Origin of the sequence: Brevibacterium sediminis (assembly GCF_024895295.1) — a bacterium.
In the GTDB taxonomy this organism is placed as follows: domain Bacteria; phylum Actinomycetota; class Actinomycetes; order Actinomycetales; family Brevibacteriaceae; genus Brevibacterium; species Brevibacterium sediminis.
In genome coordinates this window covers 568,459-582,426 of record NZ_JAHQRN010000002.1, presented here as the reverse complement: position 1 = coordinate 582,426, position 13,968 = coordinate 568,459, and the positions used below count along the sequence as shown (strand labels likewise).

The following is a 13,968-nucleotide window of genomic DNA, read 5'->3' as shown; positions in this document are numbered from 1 at the left end:
TGCATGTGGGTTGCATCATATCGCCGAGGCGGTCGAACCGTCCCGCACGCCGAACCGCGATGGGTTCGCCGAGTTCAGAGACCCAGCGCCTCCAGACGCACGACCGCGGCGTTGCGTTCGGCAGCCTCGGGCGGGGCCAGACGCAGCACGGTCATGAGGACTTCGACGTCGTCACGGAAGTCCGGGAGATCTGCAAACCGCCACAACTGCTGCCAGGTTCCGTCCTGCAGCAGGGTCTCGCGCATGAGTGCGTTGACTTCCGCTCCGATCTCCCGCACTCCCGGAGCATCGGAGTCCGGCAGGACGGTTCCGATGAACTGTTCGAGGGCCGAATCCGCGTCACCGTTGGCCAGCGCCTGAACGGTTCGCTCAAGATCCGAATCGACGTCCCCGCGAAGTCGATAGGGGCGCGCGTCGATGCGCAGATCGCCGAGGCTGTCGATCGTTCTGCGAAGACGATTGATCTCCGCCCGGACCGTGACTTCGCTGCCGCCGACCGTCCACAGCCGCTCCACCAGCCCGGCTCCGCTGATGCCGTCGGGATACCGGTGCAGCAGAAGCAGGATCTCGGCGTGCCTGCGGGTCAGCGGGATCCGGGTGCCGTTCGGGCCTTCCAGGGCGGGGCTGGGACCGAGCACGGTGAGTCTGGTTCCGGCCGCCTCGGTGTCGGTGTGCATCTGCTGCGGGGTGAAGAGCTGGGACAGCTGGGCACCTGCGGCTTTGGCTGTCGAGGACAGCAGCGGCAGCACGATGGAGGACACGGCGTCGTCTCCCCCAGTGACATCGATGATGCCGATGACCTGCCCGGTCAGAGGGTGGGTGACGGGGACCGCGCTGCAGCTCCAGGAATGGACGTCGGGGGCGAAATGCTCGGCGCGGCTGACCTGCACCGGACGGCCCGAGCGCAGGGCCAGCGCCGGGGCGGAAGTGCCCATGACCTCTTCGGACCAGTCCGAGCCGGAGACGAATCCCATGGCTTCGGCGCGGTTCCGGACGCCTCGCTCCCCCTCGACCCAGAGCAATCGCCCCTGTTCGTCGCCGAGGGCGGCGAGCAGACCGGCATCCTTGGCGGGTTCGATCAGGTGGGATCGCAGCAGCGGCATGATCGCGTGGAAAGGATGGCGCCGGCGCACCTCGGCGAGGCGATCGGCTTCGAACGGGACTTGGACCTCCACGCTGTCGGGGTCGCGCAACCGGGCAAGAGACCGGTCCCAGGATTCCAACACCGAGGCGCGCACACCAGGCTCCGACGATGGTGCAGGGAGGAGAGGATCCGATGGCCCGGCCAGACGCTCATGTGCGCGGCGAACGGCACGCTGATAGGTGTCTTCGAGCAGCAGCGTCGAATCCATGGCGGACGGTCCACCTCCATCGGCGGGTGTCGGAAGAGAGCCTCAACTGCTCATAATCTAATCGCGAACCCGCCCGCGGACAAGAGCCCGTCCACTCCCCGAACTACCTGACGGCGGCCCAGCAACCTCGCGCGAGGTTGCTGGGCCGCCGTCAGGTAGTAATTGGGAAAGAGAGAGGGCGGGAAACGAACGAATCGCTTCCCGCCCTCTGCCGGTGCATCGATCAGATCAGATGCGCAGACCCGAGTGGTCGACCGGAACGGCTGGGCCATTCGAGGTCGTGATCGTAGCCTTGCTGATGTAGCGGCCCTTCGAGGAGGACGGCTTCAGACGCAGGATCTCTTCGATCGCAGCATCGAAGTTCTCCTGCAGAGCTTCCTCGGAGAAGGAGACCTTTCCGATGATGAAGTGCAGGTTCGAGTGCTTGTCGACGCGGAATTCGATCTTTCCGCCCTTGATGTCGTTGACGGCCTTGGCGACATCCATGGTCACGGTGCCGGTCTTCGGGTTCGGCATCAGGCCGCGGGGACCCAGCACCTTACCGAGACGGCCGACCTTGCCCATCATGTCGGGGGTCGCAACAGCGGCATCGAAGTCGGTGAACCCTCCGGCCACCTTCTCCAGCAGGTCATCGGAGCCGACGTAGTCAGCACCTGCTTCACGGGCAGCTTCTGCACGGTCGCCGGCAGCGAACACCAGGACCCGAGCGGTCTTACCGGTACCATGCGGAAGGTTGACGGTGCCGCGCACCATCTGATCCGCCTTGCGGGGGTCAACACCCAGGCGGAGAGCGACCTCGACCGTGGCGTCGTACTTCGCCACGTTGGTCTCTTTGGCCAGGGCGATCGCCTGAGCCGGTTCGTAGTTCACATCTGCGGCGATCTTCTCAGCCGCGGCCTGATAGGCCTTCGAACGCTTTGCCATCTGCTTTACTCCTTGCAGTCGTGGTGTGGGCTGCGTGGGCCCTGCCACTGTGTGGGGTGAGGTCTCAGACCTCGATGTCGGTGGTGATGCCCATGGAACGCGCGGTTCCGGCGACGATGCGGTCGGCCTGATCCAGGGTGTTGGCGTTCAGGTCGGGCATCTTCGTGGTGGCGATCTCGCGCACCTGGTCGGCGCTCAGGTGAGCGACCTTGACGGTGTGCGGAGTAGCCGAACCCGACTTCACTCCGGCGGCCTTCTTGATCAGCTCGGCTGCCGGCGGGGTCTTGAGCACGAAGTCGAACGAACGATCTTCGTACACGGTGATCTCGACGGGAACGATGTTTCCGCGCTGGGATTCTGTGGCGGCGTTGTAGGCCTTGCAGAATTCCATGATGTTGACGCCGTGCTGGGCAAGCGCCGGACCGATCGGAGGAGCCGGGTTAGCGGCACCTGCCTGAATCTGGAGCTTGACGAGGCCGGCTACCTTTTTCTTGGGAGGCATGTACGGTCCTTAATCTTGAGGTTTCGATGTGCCAGACATATACAGCACATCGTTCGACAGCGGCCTTCCGATAAGGGCCGCAATCAAACCACACCAGTATTCCATGCGCGCCCGCCTGCGGGCAAATGCTCGTGAGGGGCATCACCCGATCATTCCCTCGCCGAGGCGGGACAGCATCGCCGGCTGATGTGACCGCCTCGGTGCGACCGCCTCGGCGCCGTCGTTCAAGCGCGGGCCCGGATATCGCCCCGTAGACGGTTCGACGACTGCGCTCAGCCTTGATCGACACAATCCCTTCCCCAACGACACAACCCCCTCGTCGAGGCGGCCGAGCCAGTGAACGCGGGAACGCCGAAGGGGCCCGGAGAATTCCGGGCCCCTTCGGTCACGATCGCGCCGAGGCGATCAGTGAAACTATGCGGCGATCAGAGCTTCGAGACCTGGTCGAAGCCGAGTTCGACGGGAACATCGCGTTCGAAGATCGACAGCAGCACGGTGAGCTTCTGCGATTCCGGACGGATTTCCTGGATCGTCGCGGGGTGGCCCTCGAAGGAGCCCTCCTTGACGAGCACGGACTCGCCGACCTCGAACTCCACCTCGGTGATGGGGGCGGACTTCGCAGCGGCCTCGGCGGCGGGGCCTTCGGCAGCGGCGGCTTCGGCCTGGCGCTCTTCGAAGATCGGGGCGAGCATCGAGAAGACCTCGTCGATCGACAGCGGAGTCGGGTCGTAGGCGTTGCCCACGAATCCGGTGACACCCGGAGTGTGGCGGACGGCGCCCCACGACTCGTCGGTCAGTTCCATGCGTACGAGCACGTATCCGGGGATACGCACACGACGGACCTGCTTGCGCTGTCCGTTCTTGATCTCGACGACGTCTTCCATCGGCACCTGCGACTCGAAGATGAACTCTTCGAGGTTGAGGCTGACGGTGCGGTTCTCGAGGTTCTGCTTCACGCGGTTCTCGTAGCCTGCATAGGAGTGGATGACGTACCAGTCACCCTCCTGCATGCGCAGCTCGGCCTTGAATTCTTCGGCCGGGTCGACCTCGTCGGCGGCGGCGACGTCTTCGGCAGCATCGTCCTGCTCGCCGTCGGCTTCGTCAGCGGAATCGGCTTCGTCAGCGGAGTCGGCAGCTTCTGCGGAGTCAGCGTCAGCGGACTCGACGGGGGCGGTCGCCTCGGCGTCGATGGCCGCCTCTTCGGTTTCGGGCACCACAGCGGCACCCGACTCCTCGGGAGTGACGTCCTGGGTCTCAGGGGTCTCCTGCTCAGGTGAGTTGGTATCCGACACCGATCAATTCCTCGCTTCGCGTTTTGTGATTCCCGGTAGGGAGTGAAGTTTGAGCTTGGGGTGGTTCACGGCTGAGGCCGTATCACCACAGGGGCCACAGCGGAGTTCCGCCGAACACCCAGCCGACGAGCTTGCCGAAGACCAGGTCGAGGCCCGTGACGAGAAGCATCATGAACAGAATGAAGCCCAGCACGACGAGCGTGTAGTTGAGCAGCTGCTTCCGGGTCGGAGTGACGACCTTCTTGAGCTCTGCCACCACTTCGCGGAAGAACTGCAGGATTCGTCCGAAGAATCCGAGCTTCTTTGGACCGGAGGCACTGTTGGGTGCGCTGCCAGTCTGCTTTGCCGGTGTGTCGCTCACACATCCTCACTCGGTCGGTTTCGTTTGGCTTCACAATTGTTCGTGCCGGTCGAGGACGGCGCCTGGCCGATGAGACTTCGGCAGAGTCAACTGCGCAGGGGTGACAGGACTCGAACCTGCAACCTACGGTTTTGGAGACCGTTGCGCTACCAATTGCGCCACACCCCTCTGATCGGACTTGAGCGATCGTGTCGATCCCTGTGGTGTCCGACCACGAGAAACGAGCATACCGTGCTCGACCGTTATTCGTCGAACCGAGTGCCGAAGCAATGTCTCGAACGTGTCGACGCTCACTCACCCACCGGCTCATCGACAGGCGGCTGGCCCACGAGGGGCCTGGGTTCGGGGAATCGCACCCAGGGGTCGATCTGCACCTGTCTGTCGGGTGTGACGGTGATGATCTGCACGTCAATGGGGCGCTTCGTCTCATTGTCGACGCGGATGATGCTCAGTTCCGCGTTCATCTTCAGCGGTCCCGGTGTCAGGGCGTTCGCCAGTGCGCCCCCGGTCGTCGAGCTGACGTAGCGGGTTCCCGAACCGAAGTTCTCCGGTCCGACCCGTCGGTGCCAGTGTCCGCTGAGAGCGTAGTCGGCGCAGCCCGAGCGCAGGCTCGGTCCGCCGACGGCGGGATCGTGGATGAGCATGATGTCGAAATCGGCCCGGCAGGCTTCGTCTCGCAGCCGCTGCGCGTACTGGTCGGCGGTGAGGTCGGTCTCCAGCTGCGGACCGGACCCGAACACGGTCCGGCGCGGGTCGGCGGCACCGAAGAAGGTCACCCCTGCCATCTCTGCGCTGGAGTCCTCGAGCACGTTCCACCCGCGCGCCCTCGCGTGCCGCGTCGTTTCCATGGAATCGTGGTTGCCTTTGACGATCATGCGCGGCAGCTTCTCCGGCAATTCGTCGTCGACGACGTCGAGGCAGTAGTTCTCGGCCGAGGTGCCCGTCATGGAGATGTCTCCGCCGTCGATATAGGCATCGGCCCGACTCATCTCCGCCACCGCACCGACGACGCGGGCCATTCCGATATTGCAGTGGATATCGGAGCCGTAGACGAACGTGGACACACCCTTCTGCCCTTCGCCCTCGCCGCCGTCGGCAGCGGGTGCGCCGACTCCGGCAGTCGGGACGAGTCCCCGATCGGTCCAGTTCCCGGTGATCGGGCGGTCGTTCCATTGCGCCCGCAGGGCTGCGAGTACCTCGTCGTAGAAGGCGTCGTTGTCGTCGGCGAAGTCCTGCACCGCACCGAATGCGGTGTCGATGATGCCGCCGAGGCGGCCCGTGACCTGGGATCCGGCCAGTGGCGTGCCCTCGAATGCCGGATCGGCCGCGATCGGCTTCGGACGATTGAGAACGACGGCGCCCAGTCCGGTGAGCACGAGCACGAGCACCAGTCCGATGGCGAGGAGTTCCTTGCCGACGAAGGCGCGGATGATGGTGTCGACCCGGGCGGGCCCGAGGAAGAGGGCCAGACCGACGAGTCCCCCGGTGATGATGCACACTGCCAGCGCCCATCGCGTGAGGATCTCCTGGCTGAGTCCGTCGATGACCTGGTCGATCTGCGCCTGCGGGGCCGAGAACAGCGACGCGTAGGAGGCGATGTCGCCGCCGAGGGCGTCGACGCTTCCCCCGCCGGGGTCCGCCACCTCCGCGGGATCGGCCGCAGGTCGCTCGTCGTCACCGGAATCACCCGATACGGGGATCTCTCCGATGTCGACGTGCAGTCCCAGTCCGAGAGGGATGACATCCTCGGTGGGGACGAGCAGTCTGCCCAGGGGGCCGAAGTCGACGGTGAGTCGGGAATCCGCGGTGATCCGGTACTGCGCCTCATGCGGGCCGAAGGTGAGATCGGCGCGCGAGGTGAACAGCGCCCAGGGCAGGGTCACAAGCGCAACCGCAGTCAGGGTGATGACGAGTGCGGTGATTCTCCGTCGTGATGACACGGCCACCAGTCTAAGGACGTTTCCCGTCGTCGATGGAGCAGCCGATGAAGGTCGGTTCGGGTTCGAGGGTGATGCCGAAGGCGTCCTCGACGCCGGCGACGACGGTCGACGCGAGATCGATCACATCGGCCGTGCTCGCGTGTCCCCGATTCGTCAGCGCCAGGGTGTGCTTAGTCGACAGCGAAGCCAGTCCCGCACCGAGGCTGAAGCCCTTGGAGAACCCCGCATGCTCGATCAGCCAGGCCGCTGAGGTCTTCGTCTTCCCTTCGATCTTCGCTCCGCTGAGCGGGTCGGTCACCGGGTAGCGAGGAGCTTCGGCGGGCAGGATCTCGGCGTTCTCGACGATGGGGTTGGTGAAGAAGGATCCCGCCGACCAGGAGTCGTGATCGGCTGGGTCGAGGACCATGCCCTTCGACCTGCGCAGCGCAATGACGTTCTCGCGCACTCGTGCGGCCGGGACGCGGCTGCCGATCTCGACGTCGAGGGACGATGCGAGCTGGGCGTAGCGCACGGGCAGCGACTCGTCGCTGCGCTGGAGGTCGAAGGTCACCGAGAGCACGACGTACTGCGGGGTTCCGGCCGCGATCTGGGCGCGCTTGAGCGCCGAGGTGCGGTAGCCGAATTCGAGTTCGACTGCGGTGAGGTGGCGGATCTGACCGGACACCCGGTCGAAGACCTCGACGGAGGAGATGAGCTCGCCGACCTCCGTGCCGTAGGCGCCGACGTTCTGGATCGGGGTCGCACCGACCGACCCGGGGATCCCGGACAGTGCTTCGAGCCCGGACAGCCCCAGGTCGAGGGTGTGGGCGACGAAGGCGTCCCAGTCCTCCCCCGCCTCGGCGGTGACCCGGGTGTCGGTCGTCGTGGTCTGGGTCGTCTCCACTCCGGTGGTTCGGACCACGCAGACCGCACCGTCGAATCCGGCATCGGCGATGAGCAGATTCGATCCGCCGCCGATGAACAAGACGCGGGACCGTTCCTGACCGTTGAGTTCGAGCGGGTGGGCGGCGCAGAAATCGAGCAGTTCGTCTCGGGTGTTCGCAACCGTGACCTGCGGGGCCGGTCCGCCGAGGCGGAAGGTGGTGAAGCCGGAGAGTTCCTGCGGGTGGGCTTCGGTCACGCCGAGATCCGAACCTGCGTGCGGCTGAGGACATCTGCCTCGCCGGACTTCACGGAGATGTCGATGCGGGCCGTGCCGACGGCAGGGTCGACGGCGCCGACGGTGGCGGTGAGCTTGAGCGAGGTCGTCGGGGTGGCCGGTGATCCGGAATCGGCATCGGGGACGACGACGGGGGCGGAGAAGCGGGTCCGGTAGTCGACGATCGCACCCGGGTCGCCGAGCCATTCGGCCACCGGAGCGATGACCGCCGCCATCGAGAGCATCCCGTGGGCGATGACATCGTCGAGGCCGACTTCGCGGGCAAAACGTTCGTTCCAGTGGATCGGATTGTGATCGCCCGAGGCTGCGGCATAGTCGACGAGGGAGGCACGCGACAGTGGGATCTCCGATTCCACGACGGTGTCTCCGATGGTCAGTGTGGAGAAGTCGATGGCGCTCATTCTCCGTCTCCTCTCACGACGATGGTCGAGGTCACGGTGACGACGGGCTGCTCCGCGACATCGGTGATCTCGGTGCGGGTGGTGATCATGGCGTTGCTGCCGGCGGCCCGGACTCCGTCGACGTGAGTGACGGCGGACAGGGAGTCACCTGCGACGATGGGACGGTTGAACGAGAACTGTTCGGAGCCGTGGACGACCTTCGAGAAGTCGATGCCCGATTCCGGGTCGGAGATATAGGCGGCTTCCGATTTCTGCGCGATGATCACGGCGAAGGTGGTCGGGGCGACGACGTCGCGGTAGCCCAGCGCGGTGGCCGCCTCGGCGTCGAAATGGTAATCGGCCTTCGCTCCGGTGGCGAGCGCGAATTCCGCGATCGCCTCCCTGGAGACCTCATAGGGCTGAGGCAGGGAGAACGTGGCCCCCTGCTTCTCCGTATTCACCGGCATATGCGCTCTCTCTTCCACTGGGGTCGGTATCGACACCAGCCTAAAGCACGGCCTCAGGATGAGGCTCACCGGCGAAGAATTGATCGCGCGTTCGTATCCGGTTCACACAATTGCTGCACCATCGGGCTCATGGCTTCGAAACTGGTATATGTTGTCCACATCACATTTGGTAAGGAGTAGTGCGATGACGAACGAATCCCCCAGCGCTGACCCGAAGAGTCCCGAGGCACAGACGGTGACGCCCGGCGCACGAGTCAAAGACGCAGTCGCGGTCCCCTCACCGCACACACCTGGCCCCGGCGCCCCCGCTGCGCCTGCACCAGCAGCCGGCGGTTCTGATCCGGCACCGGCACCCGCCGACGTCGACCCGCCGCAGGTCGAAGTGGCGGTGGCCACCGACGCCGCCTACGCCGGCAAAGAAGCCGACAGAGTTCAGCTGCGTCGACCGCTGCGCAACGTCTCCGAGGTCCGGCACTTCTTCCGCACGGATCAAACCCCGATCTTCTTCGTCGGAGCCACTCCGTTCAACCTGCTCGGTCTCGACCGGTGGGTGCGCAACTTTTCGTACATCACCTACTACGACGGCTGGGACGGCGGACATCCGCGTGTCTTCTCCCCGCGCTACAAGCCCTATGTCGAGTTCGAATCAGGTGAGGCGATCAACAACTGGCTGCTGCTCAACGCCGAGGTGCGCGCCCATATGACGCGCAACGTCCCCCACGGTGAGCGGGTCAAGGTCGCGATGGTCTTCTTCGACGAGGAGACCGAGCGGATCTGCCGAGAGCTCGGCTACGACCTCATCCTGCCGTCGGCAGCCCTGCGCAATCAGCTCGATTCGAAGATCGAGACGACGAAACTCGGCAATGAGGCCGGTGCGTTCTCCGTCCCGAACGTGCTGACCACCGCCGACACCTATGAAGATCTCAATGAGCGGGCCGCCGAGGCGGGGCTGGGCACGGATCTCGTCGTGCAGACTCCGTATGGCGATTCCGGGAAGACGACGTTCTTCATCTCCGATGCCTCGGGCTGGGAGGCGCACGAGGACGACATCATCGGCGAGCAGCTGAAAGTGATGAAGCGGATCAACAACACTCCGGTCGCCGTCGAGGCGGTCATCACCTCCAGCGGTGTCGTCGTCGGTCCGTATCTGACAGAGCTGGCCGGCTTCGCCGAGCTCACCCCGTACAAGGGTGGCTGGTGCGGCAACGAGATGAAACCCGATGTCCTCAACGCAGAGCAGCGGGCGCAGACCCGTGAGCTCGTGCGCAAGATGGGCGAAGGCCTGCGCAAACGCGGCTATCGCGGGTTCTTCGAAGTCGATGTCCTCGTCGATCTCGACAACGACGACTGCTACCTCGGTGAGCTCAATCCGCGCATCTCCGGGGCCTCGGCGATCACGAACGTCACGGCAGGCGCCTATGCCGATGTGCCCCTGTTCCTGTTTCACCTGCTCGAATACCTCGACGTCGAATTCGATCTCGATGTCACCGAGATCAATGAGCGGTGGGAGGAACTCTCCGGCGCCGACGAGTGGAGCCAGATGATCATCAAGGAGACGGCTCCGATCACCGAGTACATCACGCATTCCCCGCTGACCGGTCAGTACTATCTCGACCAGTACGGGACGCTGACGTACAAACGTGCGGCACTCGACTGGCACCCCCTGCAGAACGGCAGCGAGGTGTTCTTCCTGCGTATCTTCGGGGCCGGGGACTACCGGTGGAAGGGCGCGGACCTCGGAGTCCTGGTGACGAAGAATCCGCTGCAGACGAACGTCGGCGGACCCGATGCGCTGAGCATCCGGGCCAAGCACTTCATCGATTCGATCAGGGCGATGTACGCCGGAGTTCCGGTCGTCGCCGACGATCCGTCGCCGGCCCTCGGCGGACCCGGAGCCAAAGGCGACTGAGCCCGGCGCCGCCCTCTTGTACGCGAAGGGCAGATATACGCGAAGCGCGGAGCCGCCTCGGTGATAATCTCAACACGACCCGAGGCGGCTCCCAGCTGCCGTCCGCGGAGCCGTTCCGCGGACAGACCGATGCGAGAATCAGAGGAGAAGAGTGATCGAACCGTCACCGGACCAGACCGCGGCCGCTCCCCCGACCGACCATACCGTGGCCCCATCGGCTCCCGTCGATCCGGCGGCCGGAATCGACCGGGACAACTGGCAGGATCCCGACAATGTGCGATGGTCGTTCCAGAACGTCGCACGGGTCCTTCCCACGACGCCGATCTCCCGGGGCACCGGTCCTGTGGCCGAGCTGCCCGCCGATCCACAGGACCTCGGCGAGGTCGAGGTTCCCGCGACGGAGTACTCGGAGGCCCGCAGCGTCCGCAGCGTCATCGAATCCACCGACACGGATGCCTGGATGCTCATGCACAACGGGACCGTGCTCACCGAGGAGTACTTCGGGGAGATGACCGCGTCGACCGAGCATCTGCTCATGTCGGTGTCCAAATCGCTCGTCGGCACTGTCGCCGGGGTGCTCGCCGGTTCGGGTGACCTCGACCCTAACCGCCTCGTCACCGATTATGTGCCCGAACTCGCCGAGTCCGGCTATGCGGGGGCGACCGTGCGCCATGTCCTCGATATGCGGTCGGGCATCCGCTTCTCCGAGGACTACCTCGACCCGAAGTCCGAGGTCCGGCAGATCGAAGAGTCGATCGGCTGGTCCGAGGCGAAGCGGGAGAACCCGGGCATCGGCATGTACGAGTTCCTCACCACCCTGGAGGCGAAGTCCGAGCACGGCGGGGTCTTCGAATACCGGTCGTGCGAGACCGATGTGCTCGGATGGGTGTGCGAGAAGATCGCCGGCGAGCGCATGCAGTCGCTCATGTCGCGGGTGCTGTGGTCTCGGATCGGCGCCGAACAGGACGCGATCATCGCCACCGACCAGTACGGGGTCGGGATGTTCGACGGCGGAATCAACACCACTCTGCGCGATCTCGCCCGATTCGGCTACGTCTACACCAACCGCGGGCAGTCGCTGACCGGACAGCAGGTGGCGCCGACGACGTGGATCGGCGATACGCTGACCACCTCCGAGGATGTGCGTCAGGCGTTCGCCGATGGGCCCGGAGACAATCGGATGCCGGGCGGGGCGTATCACAACCAGTTCTGGTTCCCGTTCCCCGATTCTCATGCGTTCCTCGCCCTCGGCATCCACGGGCAGATGATCTATATGAACCCGGGTGCCAACGTCCTCGGCGTCAAGCTCTCGAGCTGGGGGCTGCCGCAGGATGCGACGAAGCTGTTCCCGACGATCCGCGCATTCGAGGCTCTCGCGAAGGCCGTCAGTTCCCCTGCCGCGGAGTAGCCGGAGCCGATCGCCGTGGAGCAGGCCGGATCCGGCTCCCTCCCGCCACCGGACCCGGGGCCATCTCCCGGTGCGGATGTGCCCGAATCGCCACAGGTGTCGCCGGATCCGCACACCGAACCGGGGTTCGCGGCAACCGGCCGTGGCAGAATCGTGGTGTATCGACAACGTTTGTGATCGCCTGAGTGCGAAGGAGAAACACGATGACCCCGATTCGCCGGTCCACCTGGATGCCCCGCCTGCTGACGGCCACCGCTGGAACCGTTCTCGCCTTGTCCCTGACCGCCTGCGGAGGCTCCGGAGGGGACAAGCCCGCCGAGGATCAGAAGTCCGAGGCCCCGCAGACCGAAGAAGGCGGATTCGGCGGAGGTGCTGTCGAATCGAAAGAGGCCGAGGCCCCGGGATCCGAACCCGCCGAGGCGGAGCCGACCGACACGAAATCGACCGATCCGTTCGCCGATGCTGCGAAGACGACGAACTGGGCCAGCGACGACGGGATGAAGATCGACAAGAAGGGCAACGGCATCGTGCCCGCCTCGTCGATCGAGGCCGACCTCATCGACCTGTTCGAGAACAAGCTCGATTGGAAGGTCAAAGAAGCCAAGTGCGATTCCGATATGGAGCTCCGCGAGTGGTACGGCTTCAAATCGTGCCAGGTCACCGTCAAGGACAAGGACGCGTACAAAGGCAGGAAGAAGTACTTCGGCACCGTGAAGATCGTCGATCACAAGGATCAGATGATCAAGTACGAACTCATGTTCCCCGGCATCGACAAGGAAGACTTCGACTTCAAGGACTGATCACCGGGGCGGCCCCTCCCCTGGTCATCGATCGGTTCCTGAGGTTGCGACTGCACGCTCATCGTCGCCCGTACGACCTTCGGCCGTGCGGGCGACGAATCGTCTCCGCGGATGTCCGGACGAACCGGTGATGACAACGCTGCCGGCCGCCTCGGCGAGGGATCGAGTGTTCCCGCCCGGGGCACGTTCGGAATGCTCAGTCGAACCCGGGGCAGCAGTCTCCGAGCTCCGGGCGCTGCCCGGTTCGTCCAGCGCCTCTCGGATGATCCGGCGCGGATCGTACTGTCGCGGATCAAGAGTTCTCCAGTCCTCGGCGCCCATCGATTCGGCGGCCCGAGTCCGCGCCGTATCGACCTGGGCACGGAGCAGGCGGGCGAACTCGCCGAGCTTCTGCGCGTAGTGGGGCAGCCGCTGTGGGCCGATGACGATCACAGCGAAGATGCCGACGATGATCAGTTTCTCGAAACTCAGGCCGAACATGTCCGAGTCCTTTCCGTTGGCGGGATCGGCACTCGCCCGGACCGTTCCTCCTCCACGTGCGGATCACCGACCATCCGGCCGTAGCCTCGGGTCCGGTCGTGGATGCACGCGATGACGAGCGCAGCGAGGAAGAGCAGCGCCATCGGGGCCGCGACTAAGAACATGGAGAGCACGTCGGCGGCCGGGGTGATCAGTGCGGCGAAGATCACGATGGCCACGATGGCGGCTCGCCAGGCCTTCGCGATCGATCGTGCAGGGAGCAGGCCGATGAAGTTGAGGACGACGAGGAAGACCGGGAGGACGAAGGCGACGCCGGTGGCGATGACGATCTTGAACACGAAGTCGAAATAGTAGGACGCCTGCAGGATGGTGCTGTCCTCGCTCGCGGCGAACGAAGTGAGCACTTCGACCATCCGGGGGAAGACGTAGAGGCCGGTGAGGCAGCCGGCGACGAAGAGGGGCACTGCGGCACCGAGGAAGCCGAACGTCACCTTCTTCTCCTTCGCCGTCAGTCCCGGGGTGAGGAATCCGAAGATCTCTCCCAGCCACACCGGGCTGGAGAGGACGATCCCGGAGTACACGGCGATGCGCAGCTGAAGGTCGAAGGCGCCGGTGACGCTGTCGTAGTTGAGCGAAGCGCTGCGGGACTCGGCGAGCTCGGTGATCGGGGCCCGGAGGACGTCCATCACGAAATCCGAGGTGAGATATCCGATGACCGTGCCGATGAGCAGCGCCACCGCCGCGCGCACCGCCCGTGTCCGCGCCTCCCGCAGGTGCGCGGACAGCGGCATCTTCTCCGCGGCGGTGCTCATGAGTGGGGTTCCGTCTCATCACCCGCCCGTGAGTCGGATGATTCGTCCTTGAGGATGCGCACGGACTGCCCGAGGCTCTTGGCGAGTGCAGGCAGCTTGGCTGCGCCGAAGACGAGGATGATGATGGCGAGGATGACGAGGGCGTGCCAGCCCGTGAGGTTGTGCAGCATGATGGTGAGCCT

At 65.0% G+C, this 13,968-nt stretch carries 15 protein-coding genes and 1 tRNA gene; 3 read left to right on the top strand and 13 right to left on the bottom strand.

All coding sequences use genetic code 11. The features are described from left to right. Positions 1–74: 74 nt before the first annotated feature. From KTJ89_RS07015 to KTJ89_RS06970, 10 genes are all read right to left on the bottom strand, one after another. Positions 75–1,352: a helix-turn-helix domain-containing protein gene (locus KTJ89_RS07015; RefSeq protein ID WP_139907286.1), complete on the bottom strand. Its 1,278-nt coding sequence runs from the start codon at positions 1,350–1,352 to the stop codon at positions 75–77. 228 nt (positions 1,353–1,580) lie between these two features. Next, positions 1,581–2,276: a 50S ribosomal protein L1 gene (gene rplA, locus KTJ89_RS07010; RefSeq protein WP_101555448.1), complete on the bottom strand. Its 696-nt coding sequence runs from the start codon at positions 2,274–2,276 to the stop codon at positions 1,581–1,583. A 64-nt stretch (positions 2,277–2,340) separates the two neighbouring features. Next, positions 2,341–2,778 (bottom strand): 50S ribosomal protein L11, encoded by a 438-nt coding sequence (gene rplK, locus KTJ89_RS07005; protein ID WP_025776636.1) that lies wholly within the window; start codon positions 2,776–2,778, stop codon positions 2,341–2,343. 425 nt (positions 2,779–3,203) lie between these two features. Beyond that, complete coding sequence (gene nusG / locus KTJ89_RS07000) at positions 3,204–4,070, bottom strand: transcription termination/antitermination protein NusG (RefSeq protein ID WP_139468574.1); 867 nt, start codon at positions 4,068–4,070, stop codon at positions 3,204–3,206. Between the two features lie 82 nt (positions 4,071–4,152). Then, on the bottom strand, positions 4,153–4,431 hold the full coding sequence (gene secE / locus KTJ89_RS06995; protein WP_101547325.1) for a preprotein translocase subunit SecE: 279 nt from the start codon (positions 4,429–4,431) through the stop codon (positions 4,153–4,155). Between the two features lie 95 nt (positions 4,432–4,526). After that, positions 4,527–4,599, bottom strand: a tRNA-Trp gene (locus KTJ89_RS06990). Positions 4,600–4,721: 122 nt separating this feature from the next. After that, the gene (locus tag KTJ89_RS06985; RefSeq protein ID WP_259357200.1) at positions 4,722–6,371 is read right to left on the bottom strand and encodes a metallophosphoesterase family protein; all 1,650 of its coding nucleotides are present in this window, start codon (positions 6,369–6,371) and stop codon (positions 4,722–4,724) included. Positions 6,372–6,381: 10 nt separating this feature from the next. Continuing rightward, positions 6,382–7,491, bottom strand: a complete 1,110-nt coding sequence (locus tag KTJ89_RS06980; RefSeq protein ID WP_139468575.1) for a UDP-N-acetylmuramate dehydrogenase — start codon at positions 7,489–7,491, stop codon at positions 6,382–6,384. After that, positions 7,488–7,931 (bottom strand): MaoC/PaaZ C-terminal domain-containing protein, encoded by a 444-nt coding sequence (locus tag KTJ89_RS06975; RefSeq protein ID WP_139907283.1) that lies wholly within the window; start codon positions 7,929–7,931, stop codon positions 7,488–7,490. Before KTJ89_RS06975 ends, KTJ89_RS06980 begins: the two co-directional genes overlap by 4 nt. Further along, positions 7,928–8,377, bottom strand: a complete 450-nt coding sequence (locus KTJ89_RS06970; protein WP_139468577.1) for an FAS1-like dehydratase domain-containing protein — start codon at positions 8,375–8,377, stop codon at positions 7,928–7,930. The genes KTJ89_RS06975 and KTJ89_RS06970 overlap by 4 nt, the downstream gene beginning before the upstream one ends. 184 nt (positions 8,378–8,561) lie before the next feature. On the opposite strand from KTJ89_RS06970, the gene KTJ89_RS06965 reads away from it, so the two are divergent. The 3 genes from KTJ89_RS06965 to KTJ89_RS06955 all read left to right on the top strand — a co-directional run bounded on the left by KTJ89_RS06965 (position 8,562) and on the right by KTJ89_RS06955 (position 12,494). Then, positions 8,562–10,286 carry a biotin carboxylase gene (locus KTJ89_RS06965; protein WP_259357199.1) on the top strand — a complete coding sequence of 575 codons (1,725 nt, stop codon included), beginning with the start codon at positions 8,562–8,564 and terminating at the stop codon, positions 10,284–10,286. Positions 10,287–10,437: 151 nt separating this feature from the next. Further along, the gene (locus KTJ89_RS06960; protein WP_259357198.1) at positions 10,438–11,694 is read left to right on the top strand and encodes a serine hydrolase domain-containing protein; all 1,257 of its coding nucleotides are present in this window, start codon (positions 10,438–10,440) and stop codon (positions 11,692–11,694) included. Between the two features lie 203 nt (positions 11,695–11,897). Beyond that, a complete protein-coding gene (locus tag KTJ89_RS06955) occupies positions 11,898–12,494 on the top strand; it encodes a hypothetical protein (RefSeq protein ID WP_139468578.1) in 597 nt (198 codons plus the stop codon). A 24-nt stretch (positions 12,495–12,518) separates the two neighbouring features. On the opposite strand, the gene KTJ89_RS06950 is transcribed toward KTJ89_RS06955, so the two are convergent. The 3 genes from KTJ89_RS06950 to KTJ89_RS06940 are packed head-to-tail and all read right to left on the bottom strand — an operon-like array spanning position 12,519 to position 13,956. After that, entirely contained in the window at positions 12,519–12,974 is a 456-nt protein-coding gene (locus KTJ89_RS06950; protein WP_139468579.1) for a twin-arginine translocase TatA/TatE family subunit, read from the bottom strand. Beyond that, complete coding sequence (gene tatC / locus KTJ89_RS06945) at positions 12,962–13,786, bottom strand: twin-arginine translocase subunit TatC (RefSeq protein ID WP_253904001.1); 825 nt, start codon at positions 13,784–13,786, stop codon at positions 12,962–12,964. The genes KTJ89_RS06950 and tatC overlap by 13 nt, the downstream gene beginning before the upstream one ends. Then, positions 13,783–13,956, bottom strand: a complete 174-nt coding sequence (locus KTJ89_RS06940; RefSeq protein WP_139468580.1) for a twin-arginine translocase TatA/TatE family subunit — start codon at positions 13,954–13,956, stop codon at positions 13,783–13,785. The genes tatC and KTJ89_RS06940 overlap by 4 nt, the downstream gene beginning before the upstream one ends. Positions 13,957–13,968 lie beyond the last annotated feature (12 nt).

What these genes read in the sequence shown, in the direction of transcription:
- rplA (WP_101555448.1), bottom strand. Translation starts at nt 2,276, where the DNA reads ATGGCAAAGCGTTCGAAGGCCTATCAGGCCGCGGCTGAGAAGATCGCC.
- tatC (WP_253904001.1), bottom strand. Translation starts at nt 13,786, where the DNA reads ATGAGCACCGCCGCGGAGAAGATGCCGCTGTCCGCGCACCTGCGGGAG.
- KTJ89_RS06950 (WP_139468579.1), bottom strand. Translation starts at nt 12,974, where the DNA reads ATGTTCGGCCTGAGTTTCGAGAAACTGATCATCGTCGGCATCTTCGCT.
- KTJ89_RS06940 (WP_139468580.1), bottom strand. Translation starts at nt 13,956, where the DNA reads ATGCTGCACAACCTCACGGGCTGGCACGCCCTCGTCATCCTCGCCATC.
- KTJ89_RS06965 (WP_259357199.1), top strand. Translation starts at nt 8,562, where the DNA reads ATGACGAACGAATCCCCCAGCGCTGACCCGAAGAGTCCCGAGGCACAG.
- KTJ89_RS06975 (WP_139907283.1), bottom strand. Translation starts at nt 7,931, where the DNA reads ATGAGCGCCATCGACTTCTCCACACTGACCATCGGAGACACCGTCGTG.
- KTJ89_RS07015 (WP_139907286.1), bottom strand. Translation starts at nt 1,352, where the DNA reads ATGGATTCGACGCTGCTGCTCGAAGACACCTATCAGCGTGCCGTTCGC.
- KTJ89_RS06970 (WP_139468577.1), bottom strand. Translation starts at nt 8,377, where the DNA reads ATGCCGGTGAATACGGAGAAGCAGGGGGCCACGTTCTCCCTGCCTCAG.
- rplK (WP_025776636.1), bottom strand. Translation starts at nt 2,778, where the DNA reads ATGCCTCCCAAGAAAAAGGTAGCCGGCCTCGTCAAGCTCCAGATTCAG.
- KTJ89_RS06955 (WP_139468578.1), top strand. Translation starts at nt 11,898, where the DNA reads ATGACCCCGATTCGCCGGTCCACCTGGATGCCCCGCCTGCTGACGGCC.